This window comes from Accumulibacter sp. (assembly GCF_029255285.1).
Lineage (GTDB): Bacteria > Pseudomonadota > Gammaproteobacteria > Burkholderiales > Rhodocyclaceae > Accumulibacter.
On record NZ_JAPUVI010000043.1, the window covers coordinates 72,593 to 94,080 of the forward strand.

Annotated in this window: 16 protein-coding genes; 7 read left to right on the forward strand and 9 right to left on the reverse strand. The window is 63.8% G+C overall.

The window, feature by feature from the left end:
• The first annotated feature begins 23 nt into the window (after window positions 1–23).
• The 4 genes from Q1M07_RS06430 to Q1M07_RS06445 all read left to right on the forward strand — a co-directional run bounded on the left by Q1M07_RS06430 (window position 24) and on the right by Q1M07_RS06445 (window position 4,741).
• A complete protein-coding gene (locus Q1M07_RS06430) occupies window positions 24–1,634 on the forward strand; it encodes a methyl-accepting chemotaxis protein (RefSeq protein WP_300452207.1) in 1,611 nt (536 codons plus the stop codon).
• Window positions 1,635–1,857: 223 nt separating this feature from the next.
• On the forward strand, window positions 1,858–2,640 hold the full coding sequence (locus tag Q1M07_RS06435) for a (Fe-S)-binding protein (protein ID WP_300452209.1): 783 nt from the start codon (window positions 1,858–1,860) through the stop codon (window positions 2,638–2,640).
• Window positions 2,637–3,314 carry a lactate utilization protein gene (locus Q1M07_RS06440; RefSeq protein ID WP_300452211.1) on the forward strand — a complete coding sequence of 226 codons (678 nt, stop codon included), beginning with the start codon at window positions 2,637–2,639 and terminating at the stop codon, window positions 3,312–3,314. Before Q1M07_RS06435 ends, Q1M07_RS06440 begins: the two co-directional genes overlap by 4 nt.
• A complete protein-coding gene (locus Q1M07_RS06445) occupies window positions 3,311–4,741 on the forward strand; it encodes a LutB/LldF family L-lactate oxidation iron-sulfur protein (protein WP_300452213.1) in 1,431 nt (476 codons plus the stop codon). Before Q1M07_RS06440 ends, Q1M07_RS06445 begins: the two co-directional genes overlap by 4 nt.
• Window positions 4,742–4,778: 37 nt before the next feature.
• Here Q1M07_RS06445 and selD read toward each other — a convergent pair whose 3' ends face one another.
• From selD to Q1M07_RS06490, 9 genes are all read right to left on the reverse strand, one after another.
• Window positions 4,779–7,013: a selenide, water dikinase SelD gene (gene selD, locus Q1M07_RS06450; protein ID WP_300452215.1), complete on the reverse strand. Its 2,235-nt coding sequence runs from the start codon at window positions 7,011–7,013 to the stop codon at window positions 4,779–4,781.
• A 515-nt stretch (window positions 7,014–7,528) separates the two neighbouring features.
• Window positions 7,529–8,269 carry a flagellar brake protein gene (locus Q1M07_RS06455; protein WP_300452217.1) on the reverse strand — a complete coding sequence of 247 codons (741 nt, stop codon included), beginning with the start codon at window positions 8,267–8,269 and terminating at the stop codon, window positions 7,529–7,531.
• A gap of 262 nt (window positions 8,270–8,531) precedes the next feature.
• On the reverse strand, window positions 8,532–9,335 hold the full coding sequence (locus Q1M07_RS06460; protein WP_300452218.1) for an SDR family NAD(P)-dependent oxidoreductase: 804 nt from the start codon (window positions 9,333–9,335) through the stop codon (window positions 8,532–8,534).
• A 2-nt stretch (window positions 9,336–9,337) separates the two neighbouring features.
• Complete coding sequence (locus Q1M07_RS06465; RefSeq protein ID WP_300452220.1) at window positions 9,338–10,873, reverse strand: class I adenylate-forming enzyme family protein; 1,536 nt, start codon at window positions 10,871–10,873, stop codon at window positions 9,338–9,340.
• Window positions 10,874–10,940: 67 nt separating this feature from the next.
• Window positions 10,941–11,876, reverse strand: coding sequence for an alpha/beta hydrolase (locus Q1M07_RS06470; RefSeq protein ID WP_300452222.1), 936 nt, complete (start codon window positions 11,874–11,876; stop codon window positions 10,941–10,943).
• A gap of 155 nt (window positions 11,877–12,031) precedes the next feature.
• Window positions 12,032–12,664, reverse strand: coding sequence for a cytochrome b/b6 domain-containing protein (locus Q1M07_RS06475; RefSeq protein WP_300452224.1), 633 nt, complete (start codon window positions 12,662–12,664; stop codon window positions 12,032–12,034).
• An 86-nt stretch (window positions 12,665–12,750) separates the two neighbouring features.
• On the reverse strand, window positions 12,751–13,065 hold the full coding sequence (locus Q1M07_RS06480; protein ID WP_300452226.1) for a PepSY domain-containing protein: 315 nt from the start codon (window positions 13,063–13,065) through the stop codon (window positions 12,751–12,753).
• Between the two features lie 125 nt (window positions 13,066–13,190).
• Complete coding sequence (locus Q1M07_RS06485) at window positions 13,191–14,318, reverse strand: trypsin-like peptidase domain-containing protein (protein WP_300452228.1); 1,128 nt, start codon at window positions 14,316–14,318, stop codon at window positions 13,191–13,193.
• Window positions 14,319–14,428: 110 nt separating this feature from the next.
• Window positions 14,429–15,589, reverse strand: a complete 1,161-nt coding sequence (locus Q1M07_RS06490) for an NnrS family protein (RefSeq protein ID WP_300452230.1) — start codon at window positions 15,587–15,589, stop codon at window positions 14,429–14,431.
• A gap of 199 nt (window positions 15,590–15,788) precedes the next feature.
• On the opposite strand from Q1M07_RS06490, the gene Q1M07_RS06495 reads away from it, so the two are divergent.
• The 3 genes from Q1M07_RS06495 (at window position 15,789) to Q1M07_RS06505 (ending at window position 21,487) form a co-directional block, all read left to right on the forward strand.
• On the forward strand, window positions 15,789–18,371 hold the full coding sequence (locus Q1M07_RS06495; RefSeq protein ID WP_300452232.1) for an ATP-binding protein: 2,583 nt from the start codon (window positions 15,789–15,791) through the stop codon (window positions 18,369–18,371).
• Window positions 18,372–19,802 carry a sigma-54 dependent transcriptional regulator gene (locus Q1M07_RS06500; protein ID WP_300452234.1) on the forward strand — a complete coding sequence of 477 codons (1,431 nt, stop codon included), beginning with the start codon at window positions 18,372–18,374 and terminating at the stop codon, window positions 19,800–19,802.
• A gap of 644 nt (window positions 19,803–20,446) precedes the next feature.
• Window positions 20,447–21,487, forward strand: a complete 1,041-nt coding sequence (locus Q1M07_RS06505; RefSeq protein WP_300452236.1) for an inorganic phosphate transporter — start codon at window positions 20,447–20,449, stop codon at window positions 21,485–21,487.
• Window position 21,488 lies beyond the last annotated feature (1 nt).

Genomic DNA, 21,488 nt, shown 5'->3' on the forward strand with positions numbered 1-21,488 from the left:
CGCTTGTTCACTAGGCAATAACAATGAAGATCAAGACGCTTCTGTGGAGTGGGTTTGCCGCTGTGTGCGCCGTGATGACGATCCTCGTCGTCGTCTGTGTGCTGCAACTCCAACTGATCGAACAGGGTGTGGCGAACATTCTTCGAGCCAACACCAACGAAACCTTGGCGCGGGAAATCGCCGCGCGCGTCAACAGCATGCGTCGTTACCAGCTCAGCGCGCTGGTGGCGGCCGACGAGCGTGACAAGGAACTCGCGCGGGTGAGCCAGGCGGGCAAGGAGAACGCCGAATTGGCCGGGGAACTCGAGAAGTCGCAGCGCAGTCCGGAAACGCGGCAAATGGCGGCCGACATTCGAGCACTGAACGACCGCTATACGCAGCTCAGCGATCAAATCCTCAGCCTGGCCAGGGAACGCAAGATCGATGCGATGCGCGATCTGATCCAGGGTGATGCGCGTGCGGCGCAGCGCCAACTGGCCGCCGAGACGGAGAAGTACATCAAGCTTCAGGACGAGCGCGAGAAGCAGGCGGAGAAGGCGGTGGAAGCCGCTCATTCGCTGGCGGTGACGCTGATGTGGGGACTGCTGGCGGTGGCTCTGGCGCTGGCGGTCGGCATCGCATTCATCGTCACGCGGCGCATCACTGGTCAACTCGGTGGCGAGCCCGAAGAGGCGCGGCAACTCGTCCAGCGCATCGCTGGCGGCGACCTGAGCCAGGATCTGGCGCTGCCAGCCGGTGACACACAGAGCCTGATGGCGCACCAGCAGCAGATGCAATTGCGGCTGCGTGCGATGCTGAAGAACGTTGCCTCGACGGTGGACAGTACCGAACAAGCGGCTCAGTCGCTGGCCTGTTCGTCGCAGCAGGTGGCCGGTGCATCGCGTACGGCCAGCGATTCGGCGACGTCGATGGCGGCGGTCGTCGAGGAAATGTCGGTCAGCATCAGTCAGGTGGCGAACAACGCGCACGACGCTCTGAAGACGGCGACACAGGCTTCCAAGCTCTCCGAAAGCGGTGGCGGCGTCATTGAGCAGGCGACGATGGAAATCAATCGCATCGCCGATACCGTTCGCCGTACATCTCGTGCGATGAGCGCGCTCGATGAAAGCTCGTCCCGCATATCGACCGTGGTGCAGGTGATCAAAGAGGTTGCCGATCAGACCAATCTGCTGGCGCTCAACGCGGCGATCGAGGCGGCACGGGCCGGCGAGTCGGGGCGCGGCTTCGCCGTCGTTGCCGACGAGGTGCGCAAGCTGGCCGAACGTACCGGCAAGGCGACCAGCGAAATCAACGCGATGGTCCTGCAGATTCAGCAGGAAACCCGCAACTCGCTGGAGTCGATGGAGGATGCCGTGCAGCAGGTCGACCGCGGCGTCGAACTCGCCGGGTCGGCAGGCCAGGCGATCCGGAACATTCGCGGCAGCGTCGACCAGGTGGTCGCCGTGGTCAACGAAATTGGCAGCGCGATCGAAGAACAATCGATCGCCAGCCAACAGATCGCGCAGCGCGTCGAACAGGTGGCTCAGGCTTCCGAGGAGAACAATTCGGCGGCTCAGCAGACAGCCGACGCAGCACGTACACTCAGCGTCCTGGCCGGTGGCCTGCGCAGTACGGTGGCCAGCTTCCGGACCTGATGACAGGCAACGAAGACGCGAGGCTAGCCGGCGGGTGCCCGCCGGGCTTCTCCGGCGAACGAGCTTCTTGGTCTCGGCGGCCTTGCGCCAAGGCGGGGTGGTGACACCAGGGCTCTCGCCTACCTCGCCACGCTCGTTGATTGACAATACGGGCGGGCGAACCCTAAGCTAGCCGGAATAGTGGTCTTACCACTCTTGCGTGACTGACAAGGAGGAGAAAGACATGGAGGAGGCAGGTGTTCGCCACTACCCCGGTAAGCCACTCCGGGTCTACCTTTTCGGAACCTGCCTGATCGACCTTTTTTGTCCGGACGCGGGAATCGACGCCGTCCGCCTGCTCGAGCGCGAGGGGATCGAGGTGCTCTTCCCGGCTGATCAGACCTGCTGTGGGCAGCCGGCGCACAGCAGTGGCTTCCCCGAACAGACCCGCGCCGTGGCGCTGGCGCAGTTGCGCCTGTTTCCCGAACCGTGGCCGGTGATCGTTCCTTCCGGTTCCTGCGCCGGCATGATGCGCCACCACTATCCCAAGATCTTCGCCGATGAGCCCCGCTTGCTGGCCGAAGCGATGGCGCTGGCCGAGCGAATTTTCGAGTTGTCGGAATTTCTCGTGCATGTGGCGAAGGTCAGCCTGAGCGATCGGGGTGCGTCCGTCTGCGTCGCGCTGCATACTTCCTGCGCGGCGCGCCGCGAGATGGCGACGCACTTGCACGCGCGGGCCTTGCTGGCTCAGTTGCCGGGAGTGGATGTCAGCTTGCACGAGCATGAATCGGAATGTTGCGGTTTTGGCGGAACTTTTTCGCTCAAGCACCCGGCGATTTCGTCCGCGATGGCGGCCGACAAGGTGGAGGCGCTCAAGGAAACCGGTGCAGAGACCTTTCTGTCGGCCGACTGCGGCTGCCTGCTCAACCTCAACCACACTCTGGAGAAACGCGGCGATACTTTCCGGGGTCAGCATCTGGCCTCGTTTCTCTGGTCGCGGACGAACGACGAGGGATCTCGGCGATGAGCGCGCGTGACAACATCCTGCAACGCCTGCGCGCGGCGCCATCAGGCACGCCGCCGTTGTCACCCGACGTGCGTGCCTGGCAGGCGCTGTCGCGTGGCGGCATGGCGAGCGCTGCCCGTGCGGCGCGCGTTGACCTGTTCTGCGAAAAGATGGCTTTCTGGCAGGCCGAGGTCGTCCGCGTGACGCGCGACGACTGGCCGGCGCAGCTGCGCACGCTGTGCGCGGCGAAAGGGGTTCGGTCGCTGCTCTATGGCGAGGACACCGAACAGGCGGCGGCACTGCTCGCCGCCGGGATTGGCGGACTGCAGCCTTACGATCGAGCGATCGACGATTGGAAGCAGGATCTGTTCGAGAATATCGATGCCAGCTTCACTTCGACACGCGGCGGCATCGCTGAAACCGGCACCTTGATCATCTGGCCCGATGCCAGTGAGCCCCGGCTGATGTCGCTCGTACCTCCGATCCACTTCGCTCTGCTGGACGCCGCGAAGCTTTACGACACGCTGCTCGACGCGATGATCGAGCAGGGCTGGAGCGGCGGCCTGCCGACCAACGCGTTGCTCGTATCCGGGCCGTCGAAGACGGCCGACATCCAGGTAACGCTCGCCTATGGTGCGCACGGGCCGAGGGAGTTGATCGTCCTGTTGCTCGTCGACGAGGAGCAAACGGCATGAACAGCCGACCGCTCGACTTCGTTCCGGCCAGTGAATTCAAGCGCCGCGCCGCAGAGGCCGTGGCCGACCAGCATCTGCGCAAGAGCTTCCGGGGCGCGATGGATTTCCTGATCGCCAAGCGCGCCGCCCAGTTTCCGGACCCGGCAGCACTCGAACGTCAGCGTGTCCTGGCCGAGCAGATCCGTCAGTACAGTCTCGCCCGTCTGCCCGATTTGCTCGAACAACTGGAGCGCAAGCTGACTGAGAACGGCGTCCAGGTGCATTGGGCGGAAAACGCCCAGCAGGCCAACCGGATCATCATCGACATCGCCCGTCGTCATGCCGCGAAGTTGATGGTCAAGGGCAAGTCGATGGTCAGTGAGGAGATCGAGCTCAACCACGCCATGGCCGATGCCGGGATCGAGGCTCTTGAAAGCGACATGGGCGAGTACATCGTGCAGCTCGACGGCGAAAAGCCTTCACACATCATCATGCCGGCGATCCACAAGACCAAGCTCGAGATAGCCCGTCTGTTTGCCGCCAAGGTACCGGGTGCCGCCTATACCGAGTCGGTCGACGAACTGATCGGAATTGGCCGCGCCGTACTGCGTGAGAAGTTCATGACGGCCGGGATCGGACTGTCCGGGGTGAACTTCGCCGTCGCCGAAACCGGCACTCTTTGCCTGGTCGAGAACGAAGGCAATGGCCGCATGTGCACCACGGTGCCGGACGTTCACATCGCCATCACCGGCATCGAGAAGGTCGTCGAGAAGCTCGAGCACGTGCCGCCGCTGTTTGGCTTGCTGACCCGCTCGGCGACCGGCCAAGCGATCACCACCTACTTCAACATGATCAGCGGCCCGCGCAAGGCAGGCGAAAAGGACGGACCGCGCGAAATGCACCTGGTGTTGGTCGATAACGGCCGAAGCCAGGCCTACGCCGACGAACAATTGCGGTCCACCTTGCAGTGCATCCGTTGTGGCGCCTGCATGAATCATTGCCCCGTATATACCCGCATCGGCGGCCACGCTTACGGGACGACCTACCCGGGGCCGATCGGCGAGATCTTTTCGCCGCACTTGCTGGGCCTGGCGGCGACACATGTGCTGCCGACCGCATCCAGTCTCTGCGGTGCCTGTGGCGAGGTCTGTCCGGTCCGGATTCCGATTCCCGAACTGCTGATCCGGCTGCGCGGCGACGCTCAGCACGCCGTCCGCCCCGGACGGGTCGCCCTGCGCGGCCAGGGCGCGGCGAGAAGCCGCCTGGTCGATGCCGTTTGGTCTGGCTGGGCCGCGCTGTACTCCCGGCCGGCACTCTACCGCGCTTTTGGCTGGCTGGCGACGCGCTTTCGCCTGCTGACGCCGCCGATGCAGTCCGGCTGGACGGTCAGCCGTACGCCGCTGAAACCGGCAAAGCGGACGCTGCATGAGGAAATGGCCAACCGCTAGGCGGCAGCGCTCCGCTCCGGGCCAGGGTGCCGTGCGTTCACGAGGTCCGCAAGCGTAAGGCGATCCGCCCGCCATGCTCTTCGGCCGGCAGCACGTGGCCGATGCGCGCGGCTTTCTCGTAGCCGAGCGAACGCAGCACGTGCAGGCAGGCGTCGGCTTTCTCCGGCGCGACACTGGCCAGCAAGCCGCCGGCGATCTGAGGGTCGAACAGCAACGGGTAATGGCGGTGCCCGGCCGCCGCCGGTGGCTCAAGCAAGGCGTGGCGTAGGCGCAGGTTGGCCATCTGCCGCGCATCGAAGCTTCCCGCGGCGCCGGTTTCGAGCGCGCCATCGAGTACTGGCAGTTGGTCGAGATCGATTTGCGCATCGACGCCGGACAGGCGCGCCATCTCGATCAGATGGCCCAGGATACCGTGGGCATGGACCTTGGAACAGGCGGTGGCCGCGTGCTCGCGCAAGCACTTGGCAGCCAGCCGGTTCGAGCGCTGCATCGACCTCAGGGCCTCGTCGATCCAGCGGCCCTTGGCTTGCAGGCGGGCATGCCCGGCGAAAAGCGTGCCGACACCGACCGCCTTGGTCAGGATCAAGACATCGCCCGGGCGCATGCCGCCCAGCGCGCTGGCCGGCTCTTCTTGGACCCGGAAGGTGATCACGAAGCCGAGCGCCAGTTCCTCACCTAGGCTGACCCGGCCGCCGGACAGGGCGCAAGCCGCGTCGTCGAGTACCGCCGTGGCACCGGACAGCAGGTCGAACAGGCTGGCCTCGATCTTCTCGTCGGGGCCGGGTGGCATAGTGACGATCGCTGTCGCCGAATGCACCTGACCGCTCAGTGCAAAGATTTCGTCGAGCGCATGATTGGCGGCGATCTGTGCAAACAGCCAAGGGTCGTCAATAGCCGCGGAAACCGCACACAGCGTCTGCTGAAGCGTCTTACCGGGTGGCGCGTGCATGATAGACAGCTCGTCGGGAGCGCAAGCGCGGCTGGGCCGTGTGCTGTGCGCGACCGGTTGCACGGTGGCGAGTACGCGCAACAGCAAGGCCGTCGCCTTCGCTTCGTCCGCTGCGCTCGCTTCGCGCCGGGCTTCGTGCCTGTCCGGCTGACCGGTCGGCCGCGGCAGATCGCGGAAGCCGGTCATGAAGCGGCGGTCGATCCAGTCTTTCCAGCGCCAGACCCAGGCTCCCTCAGCGTACAGGATGCCGCGTGAGGCGACCGCGTAGCGGTTTCCGGTGCTGATCAGGGCCAGCCAGCGTCGCTGCGCATGCCAGACGCGCAAGGGTTCGTGACGCAGCGACCGGCGCAGGTTGTTGGCCAGTGTTCGGCCCTGGCGAACGGCAAAGACACCGGCCTTGGCGAGTCGCCGGCCGACCAGTGCGGCACAATCGCCGGCCGCAAAGATCAACGGATCGTCGACCGTCTGCAAGGTTTCGCGCACCGCGATGAAACCGTCACCATCGAGCGCCAGGCCGGTGTCGCGCAGCCAGGCGGCCGCCGCCGCCTGCGTGACCCAGACGATCTCGTCGGCGTACAGGGTTTCGCCGCGGCGTGTGCGTAGTCGGCCCGCGCCAACCTGAATCACTTCGGCAGCACGGTGCAAGACGATCTGGCGCTCGTTCAGCACGCGCTCGAAACTGCGCCGAACGGCCGCGTTGTGCGTCGGCAGGATATCGCGCTCAGCGGCCAAGAGGTGAACCGTGAGATCGTCGGGTTTGCCCGTCACCAAGTCGATTTCGCGGCGTAAGCGGTGGTGCATTGCCAGCGCCAGCTCGACGCCGCCTGCTCCGGCGCCGACGACGGCAATCGTCAGCGGCCCGCCGTGGCGGCGCACACGTTCGAGCAAGGATAGCCAGCGTTCGTTGAAGTGCCGAATCGGCTTGACCGGAGTCGCGTTTTCCGATGCCCCGTCGACCAGATCGACCGCCGGCATCGAACCGATGTTGATCGACAGGCGGTCGTAGGCCACCGGCGGGCGAGCGCGACACAGTACTTGGCGCTTTTCGCGATCGAGACCGATTACCTCGTCGCGATAAAAGCGGGCAGCGGCGAAACGGGCCAGACGGCGCAGATCGATATGGACCTCGTCGTAGTCGTAATGTCCGGCGATATAGCCGGGCAGCATGCCCGAATACGGAGTATGCGTATCGCGACAGATCAGTGTCAGGCGTACGCCGGGCAGTGGCTGCGCGGCGAAGCGCTTGATTACGCCGACGTGGCTGTGGCCGCCACCGACGAGAACGATATCGCGCAGATCGGCTGATTGTTCGTCGTTTGGCATCTCAGATGGCCTGTGGCAGTCGGTCGGGTGTGGCTCATCGGCCGCCAGTTTGCCGGCGACCGATCGAGCAGTTCATTGTCGCACGCGCCGCGTGAGCAGGGATGCGCCGGCCTCCCTGCCTGGTCAACGCGCCGGAATCCGTGGCACACTATGGTCAATGGGCGCCGCGGTCGGCGGCCGCAGGTTTTCACAGGAGACATGACATGCGCGATGAGGGGGTGCGGGACCCGCGCCAGCCTGCCTCGACTTCGTCGCCCGGAGCGGCTGATCGACGGTCCGGGCCCGATCGGCGCGGCGAAAGCGACAGGCGGCGTGGCACGGATCGTCGTCGGGGCGACCGCCGGGACCCGCGCGATTCCGACCTGCTGTTGGCTGAGCTCGAAATGCGGGTTGCGGCGGCGATTCGTCAAAGCGGAGGCGTCGTCGAGGGTGACGGCTCGGGTTGGGATAAGCTGATCGTTCCCTTTCGCTAGGCGTCGCGGGACTTTGTCGATAGGACGCCCTGGCGGCGGCTTTCAGCTCAGTTCGTGACGCCGGTGTTCGACTTGCGCGACGTAGCGCTGGATCTGCCGGTCGTCGGCGCGCCGCAGATCGAAAAACTGCAGTCCGACGCGCCACTGCGTGACGCCGGCGCGCAGTTCCAACGCGGTAACGTGGCGTACGACTGCTTGCACAAAGATGTCGTGTCGCCCTTCGGGCAGCGCAAAGCGGCAGTCTGGAATGGTCGTTCCCGGCGGCAGGGTGTTGTCGCCGCCGGTGCTGAGGCCGACGCCGGCGATTGACAGGTCATGCACCGGCGCCGTTAACCAGCGGCCGCCGGACGGGCGGGCGTGAAACTGCAGTGGACGGGCCAGCGGCGTCTCGATCCGGAAGACTTCGCGCCGCTGCAGACGGACGATGAAACGCGGCAGCGGGACGGCGAAGGCGCGGGCGCCATGGAAGTCAATTTCGCGTGCTTGACCGGTCGTGAACTGGACGTGAATCCCTCCCGGCCGGGCGACGAAGACATTGCGCTGGCTTCCGGGGAAGCGCCGGTTGATCTCGACGCTCCCGCTGCAGTCGATGATCAGCCAATCGTCTTCGGGTTGTACGGCAAGCAGAACGGTCAGAAAGTGCTCGTGGCCGCCGGAAAACTGGACGGAAAACGATTCCTTGTTTTCCGCAAAGCCGGCCAGCGTAAACGGAATAGCGGTGCGCCCAGTGATGTAAAAGCGCTCCTCGATCTCGGCTTCGGACAACTGGGCTATCTGGCTCATTTCTGAGAATTGGCGCGGCTTGTCGGAGCGCGAGAGTATCGGGCGATGTGCCCGTGCTCGTCAATGGCCAGGTCGCGGCGCTTGGGCCGAGCAACGCTTCGGCGATTCGGGCCGCCGGCCCGTGCAGTACGGCCGGGCCCCTGCCATCGTCGAGACTCGCTAGGGAACCTCTGAACAAGTCACAAATTTCAGCGGAAACAAGTTACAACACATTGATTCATCAAGGTTCTAATATTCACGAAACCACTTATTCAGAGTTTCCCTAGGCGAAGCGTGCCGACAGGCCGCCGTCAACCAGAAGCTCTGTGGCGGTGATGTACTTGGCCTCGTCGGAGGCGAGAAAGAGCGCCGCGTAGGCGGTGTCCCAGGCATCTCCCATGTGGCCCAGCGGGCACTGTGCATCGCGCGTGCGGATCAGATTGGCGATATCGCCTTCCTGACCATAGACACGTGTCAGTGCAGCGTGCACCAGTGGTGTGTTCATCAGTCCAGGTAGCACGCAGTTGGCGCGGATACCGTCGGGGGCGTGGCGGATGGCCATCGTGCGGGTCATAGCCACCATCGCCCCTTTGCTGGCTGCGTAGAATCCGTAGTTGACGCCGGCCCAGCCGCGGACGGCGACCGAAGCGTTGTTCACGATCGCGCCGCGGCGCTGACGGATCATCACCGGCAGCACGTGGTGACAGGTCAGGTAGACGCTTTTGATGTTGACCGTCATCAGTCGGTCCCAGGCCGCTTCGTCAAGTTCGGCCGGGCCACCGACGACGGCGATGCCGACATTATTGACCAGGATATCGATTTGCCCGTAGGTGTCGATCGCGGTCGCCACGATACGTTCGACATCGGCCGCCCGGGTCACGTCGGCGACGACGGCAATTCCGGAGCCGCCCTCGTCGTCGATGATGCCTTGCGTCGCGGCGCCCGCTTCGGCATCACTGTCTACGCCGACGACTTTCGCTCCCTGGCGCGCGAACAGTACCGACATCGCCTTGCCGTTACCCCAGCCTGGCCCGACCGAGCCACTGCCGGTGACGATCGCCACTTTGTCCTGCAAGCGTCCCCCCATTTTCAGTCCTCCCCTTGCCGCGCCCAGCGGCGACGCAATTCGCTCTTCAGCACCTTGCCGTAGTTGTTTTTCGGCAGCGCGCTGACAAACAGGTAATCCTTCGGCCGCTTGAAACGAGCGATCGAAGCGAGACAAAGCCGATCGAGTTCGGCGACTGGCGCCGAACTGTCCGGCCGGCAAACGACAAAGGCGACAGCTTCCTCGCCCCACTCGATGCTCGGTCTTCCGACTACCGCGACTTCGACCACCGCGGGGTGCCGCAGCAGTACCTCCTCGACTTCTCGCGGGTAGATGTTGGCACCGCCACTGATGATCAGATCCTTTGAACGGTCCTTGAGCGTCAGGAAGCCGTCGGCGTCGAGGCAGCCGAGATCCCCTGTATGCAGCCAGCCGTTGCGCAGCGTTGCCGCCGTCGCCTCCGGGTTGCGCCAATAGCCCGACATCACGGTTTCACCGCGTACCAGAACCTCGCCGGTTTCCTCGGTCGGCAGCGCTTGGTCCTCGGTGTCGGCGACGACGACTTCGACGACGCTGTGCCTGACGCCGACCGACGCGATGCGTTCGAGATAGCGCGCGTGGGTGCGATCGGCGAGGTGGTGGCGGGCCAGGGCGGTAATGGTCATCGGGCTTTCGCCCTGTCCGTAGATCTGCACCAGGCGATTGCCGAGGACGTCGAGCGCGCGACGGATGTCCTCGCGGTACATCGGCCCGCCACCGTAGACGATGGTTTTGATGCCGCGGCAGTCGCCACCTTGTGCGGCGACCTCTTCGACCAGGCGGCGCACCATCGTCGGTGCAGCGAACAGCGAAACCCGGCCAAAGCGCTGGGATAGCGACAGAATCTCGGGCGCGGCGAAGCTGCCCGACTCGGGAAGCACATGTCGCGCGCCGACCAGCACGTGCGGGAAGTTGTACATCCCGGCGCCGTGCGACATGGGCGCCGCGTAGAGAATGCTGTCCTCCGGCATCGCCTGATCGACATCCGGGAAGTAGGCAAGAGTCATCGCCAGCAAGTTGCGCTGCGAGAGCATGACGCCCTTCGGCCGGCCGGTGGTGCCCGAAGTGTAGAACAGCCAGGCCAGGTCGTCGGGCTGACGCGGCAGTACAGCAAGCGCGTCGCCGCTGGTCAGCCGTCGGTAGTCCGGGTCCGTGACCGAGATGATGCGCAGGCCGGGAGCGCCGGCGCGCCACAGTTGCCCGTCGTCGCCCGGGTAGCCGTCCACGAAAAGCAGCGCGGCGGTCGAATCCTCGAGGACGAAGGCCAACTCGCGCGGGTGCAGTTTGTGGTTGATCGGTACGGCGACCAACCCGGCGTGCCAGATGCCGTACAGCAATTCCAGGTAGGATGGGCAGTTGGCCAGGCAGAGCGCGACCCGGTCGCCGGTCCGCAGTCCCATGCTCCCGCGCAGCGCCCCAGCAATCGACGCAACGCGGCTGGCCAGCTCACCGTAGGTGAAGAGTTCTCGCTCGCCGTAAGCGATGGCCGTCCGCTCGGGAGCGACCCGAGCGGTTCGCGCCAAAAGATGGGCGAGATTCACAGTCGAAGCGTGGCGGGTGGCCGGCGACAACGCCGCACGGTGCCGCAGCGGGAGCGGCAGTCGTCGTTCAGCCCTGGTCGGCGAGCAGGAAATCCTGGACGATGCGTACCTGCGATTCCTCGAGGAACATCGGTGCATGGCCGACCGCTGGCACTTCGACGAGTGTCGCCCGTGGTCCACGGGTCGTCATTTCGGCTGCGGTGTCATGCAGCAGAATGTCCGACTGCGCTCCGCGGACGACCAGGGTGGGACAGCGAATCGCCTCGTACATCGGCCACAGGTCGATCTCCTTGGCTTCCAGGTAGGCCTTCTGGTAGGGCTGCGCGATCGCGCGGTCATAGTTCATCTCGAAGCCACCATCGGCCTTGGCCCGCGTTCCGACCACGGTCATGAAGCGCCACTGCGCGTCGCTCAGGGCGCCGAACGGTGCGCACACGGCGCGCACGTAGGCTTCGGCTTCGTCGAGGTCGGGAAAATCGGGCGCCTTGCCGAGGTACTCGCCGATGCGCTGCAAGGCGTCCATGCCGATTGTCGGACCGACGTCGTTAAGTACCAGACGGCTGATCGGCGAACCCGGCAGGCTCGCCAGGAACATGCCGATCAGGCCGCCCATCGAACTGCCCAGCCAATGCACCGAGTCGACGCCGAGACGGGCGATCAGCGTCATCATGTCGTTGGCGTAGACCGGCAGACCGTAGTCATCGGCGAAGTACAGGCGATCGCTGAGCCCGCGCCCCACGACGTCCGGGCACACGACGCGGTAATCGCTGGCCAGGGCATTGGCCAGCACGTCGAAGTCACGGCCGTTGCGGGTCAGGCCGTGGGCGCATATCAGGACGCGTGGGTTCGTCGGCTCGCCCCATTCGACGTAGGCCATGCGGTGCAGACCGTGTGGCCCGAGGCAGCGGACCACACCGGCGCGCATTTCGTGTACCAGACGGCCAGCCGTCTGACCAGGCCGCGAGGCCACCACCAGTTCTTCGAATTGCTTGAGTATCGCCATGCTTGAGCCCCGATGTCGTTCAGTGGTTGGGTCGAAGGTTGCCGCTCGTCAACCCCGCCTGAAGCCGGTCCATGAGCGAGGAGCGCTCGTGCCGCGGGCAGGGGCCGGAAAGTCAGCGCTAACGACGAGAGTATCCTCGTATCGGGGCGTCTGAGTCAATCGCCGTCGCTTGGCGCCTGACCTCGCTTGCGGCCGGTGATCATGGCTCGCACGAGATTTTCGCGGTGCAGCAGACTTTCCCAGACGACGCCGAGCAGGTGTCCGGCAATCAGAAGCAGGGTGAAGTGGGTGGCCACTTCGTGCGCCTCCTCGATGAAGTCGATGCTTGCCTCGCTGCTTTCCAGCAGCAGGCCGGCGAGCGGCCCAAGGCCCTTGTCGGCGCCGTACAGCGCCAGGCCGGTGACGATCGTCGCACCCAGACTGAGCAGCAGCAGGACGATCATCGCGCCGCCGGCGGGATTGTGACCCAGGTAACGGCGCGCGCGCAGCGTCAGCACTTGGCACAGATAGGCGAACGTTACGCGCGGGCCGCGGACGAAGTCGTCGAAGCGGGCGTGGCGCGGTCCGATGAAGCCCCAGAGGAGACGGAACACCAGCAGGCCGCCGATCGTGTACCCGGCCCAGACATGGACCGTTTGCAGGAACTCGCCGTCCAGGCGGTTCTGGAGGCGCTCGAAAATTTCGCCTTCGGAGACGTAGGCGGTGCAGAAACTGACGAACAGGATCCAGTGAAAGGAGCGAAGCAGCGGATCCCAGACCGGGACTTCATTGGCAACGTGGGTACTCATGGCATCGACCGGAACGGGTGGTGTCCCGCTGCTGGCGCCGGCGGGACAGGATTACAGATCGGCGGGTGGAAGCTTGCTGGCGTCGGCTATTTGCCTTCCTCGGAAACCAGGGCGCCGGTCTTGATCTCGTAGTGGACTTCCCATTTTTTGCCGTCGGCACCGTTGATCTTCACCTCCCAGGTCTTCTTGCCCTTCTTGGTGTCTTCATAGGCCTTGGTCACTTCGCCGGGATGGGCCTTGGTGGCCATTTCGATGGCCTGTTCCTTGGTGATTTCGTGCGCCGCTGCCGGCGCCGCCGCTGTCGCGGGCGTGGTGGTCTTTGCGTCGGCCGCGACAGCGCTACCGCCGATGGCAGTGAGGATGGCAAGCAGGGTGGCGGAGAGGGTGGTCTTGATTTTCATTCGATCAATCTTTCGTGGAGTTGGCGGGAGAAAAACCCGGGCTTCCAGTTTTTCGGACGGTCGGCCCGCATCGGAAGCACGGACGCCACTTTGCCCTCGTATCCTTAAGCGAGTCTTAGCGGTCGTCAGACTCCCGGTTGCAGCGCGACCGCCACTTCGACCTCGCGACCACTGCGCAGTACCTTCAGTCTCACCGTTTCGCCTACTCGACGTTCGTCCAGGCGCCCGAGTAGTCTGGCCAGGGAATCCACCGGCTGGCCGTCAACGGCGGTGATGATGTCGCCCGCTACGATGCCGCCGTCGGGTGACAGCGTGGCGCCTGTCAATCCAGCCGCTGCGGCCGCCGAGCCGGGGACGACGCGCAGGATCACCACACCCTCGACGCCGAGGATTCGTTTCAAGCGCGTGTTCAGGCTCTCATCGGCCTCGATTCCGAGTGCTGGACGGATGTACCTGCCGCCGGCAATCAGTTGCGGGACGACGCGGTTGACCGTGTCCACCGGCACCGCGAAGCCGATGCCAGCGCTGGTTCCGCTGGGACTGTAGATAGCCGTGTTGATGCCGATCAAGCGTCCTGCCGAGTCGAGCAGCGGTCCCCCCGAATTGCCGGGATTGATCGCCGCGTCGGTCTGGATCAGGTGCTCGATCGTGTTGCCATTGTCGCCACCCAAAGAGCGGTCGAGGGCGGAAACGATGCCGGAGGTGAGCGTCCAGTCGAGGCCGAAGGGATTGCCGATGGCAAACACCTTCTGCCCGACTTTAAGGTCGGTGCTAGTTCCCAGATGAACCGGCGGTGGCCGTTTGAAACCAACGCCAATCCGGAGCACGGCGATGTCGTGCGCCGGCGAGACGCCGATCAGGAAGGCCCTGTAACTACGTCCATCGGCGAGCTTGACCGACGCTTCGCTGGCATTTTCGATGACGTGGAAGTTGGTCACGACGTGCCCGGCGTCGTCCCAGATGAAACCCGAGCCAGTGCCCCTCGGCACGGTGAACACGTTGCGCGTCCAGAAGTCACGCACCTGCGCCCGCGTAGTAATGAAGACCACCGAATCGCGGGCGTTTTCGAATAACTCGATAGTCGCCTTTTCGTCGGCCGCGAGGTCGCCGCGCGCACTCACCGTACGCGGCAGCGCCTGCTCGGGGGCCAGCCAGTACTCGATGCGCGGCAGCGCATGCCAGATCGTCAGGAGCAGGGCGGCCGCCAGAGTGAACCAAAGAAGACGCGAGAGGAATCGATCCGGGCCGGCCATGGTGATTTTCCTTATACGAAATCGTTCCGATCTTTGCCGCAACGACGGTCACTGCGGAATAAGCTGCGGGTGATGATCCCGATGTGTCCGCATGCCGACCACGGCGCGGTTCAGTGCTCCCTGCCGTCTACCCGTGGGCGGAGAAGGTAGGGAATGTAGCGCCACCCGAGGATCGAAAAGCAGGCGAACCAGCACGCGGCGGCGAGGCCGACCCAGTAGAGGTAGAGCGCCGGAGCGAGTTGCGGGGCGATGATGCGGCACACGAAACCGGCGACCATGACCCACAAGACACCCTTGTCGAGGCGGTCGAAAGCCACTCTTCTGCCGGTGTGACCGTTGGCGATGCGAATCAGCATGGCGGGAATGATCAGTCCCATGGCGCCGAAGGTGAAAACGTGCATCGGCAGCGAGCCCAGCCATTCGGGATGGGCGAGTTGGCCTATCGCCTCGAGGACGAGTTGGCCGACGATCGCCAGGTAGCCGAGATACATGATCCCGATATCCAGTCGTCGGAAGGCCAACTGCGGCTTCCAGAAAACGAAGCGGATGCTCAATAGAAGCGCCAGCAGCAAGGCCATCGACGGCGCGACGAGTGGCGGCAGGAAACCGGCAAACACGAGCACCAGGGCGAGCAGTTTGATCGCCTGGTCGAGCGTCGCGTGGCGCAGAATTTCGGCTTGCAGCGAGTTCTTCATGAACTGGGTGACGGTTCGCTCGAGCATGATCAGGAAGGCGACACGAAAGAGCCCAAGTGTCATGCCCGCACCCAGTTGGAAATGGTCGGCACTGAGCAGAAGATTTTTGGCAACCAGGAACAGCGGCAAGATGAGCAGGAAGAAGTAGTTGTCGCGGAAGGAATCGTTGCGATGGTGACGGATCAGGGTCCAAGACAGCATGCCGACGATCGTGCCGAGGAACAGGTTGCTCGACAGGCGGAAGAGATGCGGTGGCAGGGCATCCGCCCACCACATGCCGACGCGTTCGAGCAGCCAGGCGGCGGTGAGCAGTATCAAGGCGGTGCCATGGTAGCCGCGAATGTTTACCCAGTTCTTGGTCGAGGTGAGCAGGAAGCCGCCCATGACGGCCCAGCCGAAGCCGAAAAACATCTCGTGGGCATGCCACTGGGTGGGCGAAATCGGCCACGCCGGTGCGGCCAGGGTAGCCGAAAAGAAAAGTATCCACAACGTGGGTAGGACGAGCCCGGACAGGCAAGCCAGGGCGAAGAATGGCCGAAAGCCGACGAGCCAGAGGGGATGGTCGGAAAAGCGCATGGGTAGGGGTTCACGGTGGACCAGCACGGTGCGGCAGACGAAGTATAGCCGGATGCCGGCCGCCGTCTATCTGTTCTGGCCGCTGACGCTTTCTGCTAAGCTGCCCGCCCAACGCTGCGGGGCGACTTCGAGATTTCGAAAATCGTCGCCGCGTTGCCGTGTTCAGCCACCCGATACAGTCACCTGACGATGGTTAGCCATGTTTGACAATCTGCGCAAATATACTGCCGCTTGCGCGGTGGCGGTTGGTGGCGTTCTTCTGACCTGCCTCTCGTCCTGGAATGTGCGTCAGGAGTTGCAGACCAGTCACTATAAGGAATTTCAGTGGGCGGCCGGTGACCGTATCCAGTCCGTGCGGGCGGTGGTGGACCAGGGGCTGGATTCCTTGCTCGAGATCCGGGGTTTGTTCTACGCGGCGCGAGAGATCGACGAGCGGGAGTTCCTGATCTTCACCGATTCGATTCTCAAGCGCCGGCCCTACATTGACAGCCTGCTCTGGGCGCCGCTACCGGTGTCGCCGCGACGGCCACGGTCGGCGCGCACCGCTGGTGGCGCAGTGGCGGGGACGCCAGCGCTCGGACCGGGGCTTGCCGGTGGCGGGCAGCGCGCGCGCGTCCCAGTGCTCCTCTCGGCCTCGCGTGCCGATCCGGGGCGTCTGAAGGGTGTGGACCTCAACGCGACCGACGAACTCGCCATGCTGCTCCAGCGTGCCCGAGACAGCGGTCAAATCGCGGTCAGCGGGCGAATGAAAGTGGCGCGCGACGGACGACGGGAAGGCGCCCATGTCATCTACGCCGCGCTTCCGGTCTACGCATCGGTCGGTGGCGACGGCGTCGCGCCCGCCGCGTACAAGGCGGCCAGGCTTCTCGGGTTCGTGGTTGGCGTTTTCGATATCGAGGAACTGGTTCATGCGGCCATCAGTCTGCTCGAACCGCGTGGTGTCGAGGTATTGGTGCGCGATGGCTCGGCCGGCGCCGACGCGCAGTTTCTCCATTTCTATGCCAGTCGCCTGGAACCGCGTACCTTGGCCGGTGCCGGTGGCTTCCTGCCGGCCAGCGACGAGGATCAACCGCGGATGGAGTCGACGATTCCGGTCGGCGACCGGAGCTGGTCGATCACCTGCGTCGCCACCCACACCTTTCGTAGCGCCGAGGCTTTTACTGAGGCGCACTGGTCGGTACTCCTCGGCGGCATACTGTTTACCGCCTTGCTGAGTTTCTACCTGGTGCGCAGTCGGCGCGAACTGGACAATCGCATTCAGCTGAATCAGACGATTTACGAGCGCGAGGAGCTTTTCCGCCAGTTGGCGGAAACGGTCGATGTCGTTTTTTGGGCGACCAACGCGGAGGCGACGCGACTCGAATACATTGGTCCTGCCTTCCGGCAGTTTGCCGGGCCCGGAGTGCCGTTCGACGATGCCGCACCGGCGCTCATGCTCGATGTTTTTGCGCCCCACGACCGCGCCACGCTGGTTGACGCAATCGCTCAGCTGCAAGCCGAAGGCGGGCGCTTCACGGTCGTTCTGCCGGTGTCGTCGGGCGACCGGGGGCCGCGCTGGTTGCGTGTCTGCGGTTTCCCGGTGCGGGAAATGGGTTCCGATCTCAGTCGGATCGTTGGCTTCCTGGAAGACATTACCGAGCACAAACTGGCCGAGGATGCCCTGCGCGACTCGGAAGCCAAGCTGCGTACGCTGTTCAACCATTCACCCGACCTGATCTTCACCGTCGATGCCGGAGCCAACATTCTGCTCACCAACCGTCCGCTGCCCTACCCGGTAGGCAGTGCCGGCGAAAAGCGCTCCGAACTGATTCTGCCGCCCGATGTGCGCGATGGCTATCTCAAGAAGCTGCGCCGGGTTTTTGCCAGTGGGCGCGTTGACCATTTCAGATACACCTCGAGCGACGCCACCTGGTGGGAAATCCGCATGGTGCCGATCAGTTCGGCCAACGCCGTGATGGCGGCAATGGTGGTAATCACCGACATCACCGAGAACCGGAAGCTGCAATGGCAGGCCATTCGCAGCGCGCGTCTCGCTTCGCTGGGCGTGCTGTCGGCAGGCATTGCGCACGAAATCAACAATCCCAACCACGCGATTCTCGCCAATGCTTCGCTGCTGGCCCGAATCTGGCAGGACGCGCTACCTATCCTCAACGAGTACGCCGACGAACAGGGGGACTTTCTGCTGGCCGGGCTGAGCTTCCTGGAGGCACGCGGGATCATCGCCAGGGGAATGCGTGACATTGGCGAAAACGCTAAACGAATCCAGAAGATTGTCGATAATCTGAAGCACCTCGGCAAGCAGGATCGCGGGCATATGGACGAACTGGCGGATATCGGGAAAATCCTGCAGGCGGTGGTGACATTGCTCGATGCCCGTATCCGCAAGTACACCGACGTCTTTTCCCTCGATCTGCCGGCTTCGCTGCCGGCGGTCAGAGGCAATGTGCAACAGTTGGAACAGGTCTTCATCAACGTCATCGTCAACGCTCTCGAAGCCCTGCCAGAACGTAGTCGCGCCGTCCGGGTTTCGGCTCGAGCGGACAGTGAAGGAAGCCGTGTCGTCGTGCAGGTCGAGGATCAGGGCAGGGGGATCAGTGAGGATGTCATGGCTCAGATCGGCGACCCCTTTTTCACGACCAAGGCGGAGAGTGGTGGCACCGGCCTGGGGCTGTCCATCTCTTCGTCCATCGTCGACCGACACGGTGGCATCCTGAGATTCGAGTCGAACCATGAGCAGGGTACGACGGTGAGTATCGATTTGCCGGTCAGCAAGGAGGAGTGAATGAAAGAAACGCCGTTTTCCAGCCTGCCCGTTTTTCTCGTCGATGACGATCCGTCGGTCCTGCACGCTTCGGCAGCCGTACTGCGCAGCGCCGGCGTGGCCAACATCCGGCTGGTGGACGACAGTCGGGAATTGCTGCCGGCGCTCGAGAAGCAGCCGGCGAGCGCCGTCCTGCTCGATCTCTTCATGCCCCACATTACGGGCAACAAACTGCTGCCGGACATCGTTCACCTCTACCCGGAAGTACCGGTGATCGTCATGACGGCGGCGCAGGATGTCGAAACCGCGGTGCGCAGCATGAAGGAAGGCGCTTTCGATTATCTCGTCAAACCGGTCGAGGAAAGCCGGCTGATCGCCAGTGTCCGGCACGCGCTCGAAGTGCACTCGCTGCGCCGCCAGATGGGGGTGTTGAAACACTATCTCCTGTCGGATTGTCTGCAGAACAACGAGGCCTTCGCCGGCATTGTCACCAACAGCCGCCGGATGCGCTCGCTTTTTCAATACCTGGAGGCGGTCGCCGTGTCCGCCGAGCCGGTGTTGATCAGCGGGGAGACCGGGGCCGGCAAAGAGATGTTCGCGCACGCCCTGCACAAGTTGAGCGGTCTCGCGGGGCAATTCGTGCAGGTCAATGTCGCCGGTCTCGATGACACACTGTTTTCCGACACGCTTTTCGGCCACCGTAAAGGAGCGTTCACCGGTGCCGAGCAGACGCGCGCCGGACTGATCGCGCAGGCCGCCGGCGGAACGCTGTTCCTCGACGAAATCGGCGATCTTTCAATGGCTTCGCAGGTCAAGCTGCTACGCCTGTTGCAGGAGCACATGTACTTCCCGCTCGGTTCCGACGTGGCACGCCCGAGCGATGCTCGCGTCGTCTGCGCGACCAACTGCAAGCTGGCGCAGATGATGCGTCAGAACCAGTTTCGCTCGGATCTCTTCTTTCGCCTTTCGGTGCATCAGATCGAGGTGCCACCACTGCGCGAGCACAAGGAAGACATTCCGCTGCTGTTGCAGCATTTTCTCGACGAGGCGGCGGCTTCGATCAACAAACCGGCGCCCGAGCCATCGAACGAACTGATCACACTGCTTTCGAACTATCACTTCCCGGGTAATGTCCGCGAACTGCGGGCAATGGTTTTCAACGCCATGGCGCTGCATCGCGGCGGTTCGGTACTGGCCATGGACAGTTTCCGTCAGGCGATACAAAAGCAGCAAAAGACTGGCGTAGACAGCCCGGCGACGGAAGCCTCCGACGGATTGCCGGTGGTGATTCCAGGGCGTTTCCCGACTCTCGACGAGGTCGAGGAAGCGCTGGTCAATGAAGCGCTCAAACGCGCCAAGGGAAATCAGGGAGTCGCCGCGACGCTGCTCGGACTTTCCCGGCCGGCACTCAACCGGCGCCTGGCGAGGCGCGCCTTTCAGGCTGACTCCTGATCGGGTTGGCCACCACACCCGGTGTAACATTTCGCGATTTCGTACCGAACCCGAAGTCGGCATCCAGGCCATTGTTTTAAAGCCATTTTATGCCTATTTCTGGGGGCGCCGCGGGATCTCGTCGCGCATTTTGTTACACCCCCTTCTGGCGTCGCTGGTCCACCTCCTGGGCGACCAAATAGCCGGTCACGCCGATTCTCGGCGGCTGTCCTTCGTTCTGGCATGGAAGATGCTTACGTCACCCGACTCGATACCGCCGGCGGTCTGCCATGACCGCCGACAGTAGCCGCCGAACAGGCTATCGAGGGGGCGTGAGCAATTTGCCATAGAGGGGCTCAGGTGGCGGCTCACGATACGTTCGGACGGGAAATCGAACTGACGCCGGTCAGTCCACCGTGTCACCGCCTGTTCTCGGTTCGCCAGCGATAGTTCCCGGGACAGTGCTTGGCGGCACGCCGGTGTTCGCGGCGGCGGCCGGTGCGTATGACAGAACAGTTCTTTCAACCGAGTCGAGCAGGAGGATCGACACGACGTCACGCGCGTACACACCGACAGCCAGTCGGCAATAGCCAGGCGCAATGGCGGCAACGGGAGTTTACGCCCTGCCGCGCTGCCTCACCTTACAAAAACCACAGGGCCGCTTGATGAGTACATTGCTTATTCTGACGATCGCAACTGTCGCCATCGTCCTCTTCTTTGATTACACCAACGGCTTCCATGATGCCGCGAATATTGTCGCGACGATCATCGCGTCGCGCGCCATGACTCCGATACAGGCGGTGATCATTGTCGGAACCTTCGAGTTTCTCGGTCCCCTGTTTGGCGGTACGGCGGTGGCCAACACGATCGGCAAGTTCGTCACTCTGGGCGACGTGGCCGCCGTTCTCTCGCTGGCGATTCTGATGAGCGGGTTGGTCGGCGCCATCGTCTGGAATCTGGCCACCTGGTACTTCGGCATTCCGTCGTCGTCCTCGCATGCGCTGGTCGGCGGACTGATCGGCGCGGTGATCGTCTCTGCCGGTCCGGACAACGTCGTGTGGGGCGTTTCGCAACTGATGCACGGACAGATGACGGGAATAATGAAGGTGCTGGCCGCCCTCATCCTGTCGCCGCTGATCGGTTTTTGGGCGGGTTTCCTGATCCTGCGGGTGATGCAAGTCCTGCTCTTCGCGGCTAAACCGTCGGCCAACACCGGACTGCGTTATGCGCAGTTCATCACGGCGGCCGGACTGGCTTTCTCGCATGGCGCCAACGACGCCCAGAAGAGCATGGGAATGCTGACGCTCGCCCTGCTGCTGGGCGGTTTCATTCCGACCTTCGAGGTTCCCTTCTGGGTCATGCTCGCCTGTGCCACGGCGATCACCCTGGGAATTCTTTCCGGCGGCTGGCGGATCGTGCGCACGCTCGGTTTCGCGATCTACCGGGTTCGCCCGATCCACGCCTTGAGTTCGCAACTGACTTCGGCGATCGTCATCCTGACGGCATCGGTGATTGGCGCTCCGGTATCGACCACCCATGTCGTCGCGACGTCGATCATGGGCATCGGCGCTTCGGAGCGGCCGAACGCCGTACGCTGGAAGAAGGCCAAGGACATCGCGATCACTTGGCTCATTACCATCCCCGGCTCCGCGCTGGTTGCCGTTCAGACATTCGCTCTCGTCAATCTCTTTCTTGGAAAGGTCTAAT

Coding starts and splice junctions, on each gene's coding strand:
- Q1M07_RS06430 (WP_300452207.1), top strand. CDS start 24: ATGAAGATCAAGACGCTTCTGTGGAGTGGGTTTGCCGCTGTGTGCGCC.
- Q1M07_RS06435 (WP_300452209.1), top strand. CDS start 1,858: ATGGAGGAGGCAGGTGTTCGCCACTACCCCGGTAAGCCACTCCGGGTC.
- Q1M07_RS06440 (WP_300452211.1), top strand. CDS start 2,637: ATGAGCGCGCGTGACAACATCCTGCAACGCCTGCGCGCGGCGCCATCA.
- Q1M07_RS06445 (WP_300452213.1), top strand. CDS start 3,311: ATGAACAGCCGACCGCTCGACTTCGTTCCGGCCAGTGAATTCAAGCGC.
- selD (WP_300452215.1), bottom strand. CDS start 7,013: ATGCCAAACGACGAACAATCAGCCGATCTGCGCGATATCGTTCTCGTC.
- Q1M07_RS06455 (WP_300452217.1), bottom strand. CDS start 8,269: ATGAGCCAGATAGCCCAGTTGTCCGAAGCCGAGATCGAGGAGCGCTTT.
- Q1M07_RS06460 (WP_300452218.1), bottom strand. CDS start 9,335: ATGGGGGGACGCTTGCAGGACAAAGTGGCGATCGTCACCGGCAGTGGC.
- Q1M07_RS06470 (WP_300452222.1), bottom strand. CDS start 11,876: ATGGCGATACTCAAGCAATTCGAAGAACTGGTGGTGGCCTCGCGGCCT.
- Q1M07_RS06475 (WP_300452224.1), bottom strand. CDS start 12,664: ATGAGTACCCACGTTGCCAATGAAGTCCCGGTCTGGGATCCGCTGCTT.
- Q1M07_RS06480 (WP_300452226.1), bottom strand. CDS start 13,065: ATGAAAATCAAGACCACCCTCTCCGCCACCCTGCTTGCCATCCTCACT.
- Q1M07_RS06485 (WP_300452228.1), bottom strand. CDS start 14,318: ATGGCCGGCCCGGATCGATTCCTCTCGCGTCTTCTTTGGTTCACTCTG.
- Q1M07_RS06490 (WP_300452230.1), bottom strand. CDS start 15,589: ATGCGCTTTTCCGACCATCCCCTCTGGCTCGTCGGCTTTCGGCCATTC.
- Q1M07_RS06495 (WP_300452232.1), top strand. CDS start 15,789: ATGTTTGACAATCTGCGCAAATATACTGCCGCTTGCGCGGTGGCGGTT.
- Q1M07_RS06500 (WP_300452234.1), top strand. CDS start 18,372: ATGAAAGAAACGCCGTTTTCCAGCCTGCCCGTTTTTCTCGTCGATGAC.
- Q1M07_RS06505 (WP_300452236.1), top strand. CDS start 20,447: ATGAGTACATTGCTTATTCTGACGATCGCAACTGTCGCCATCGTCCTC.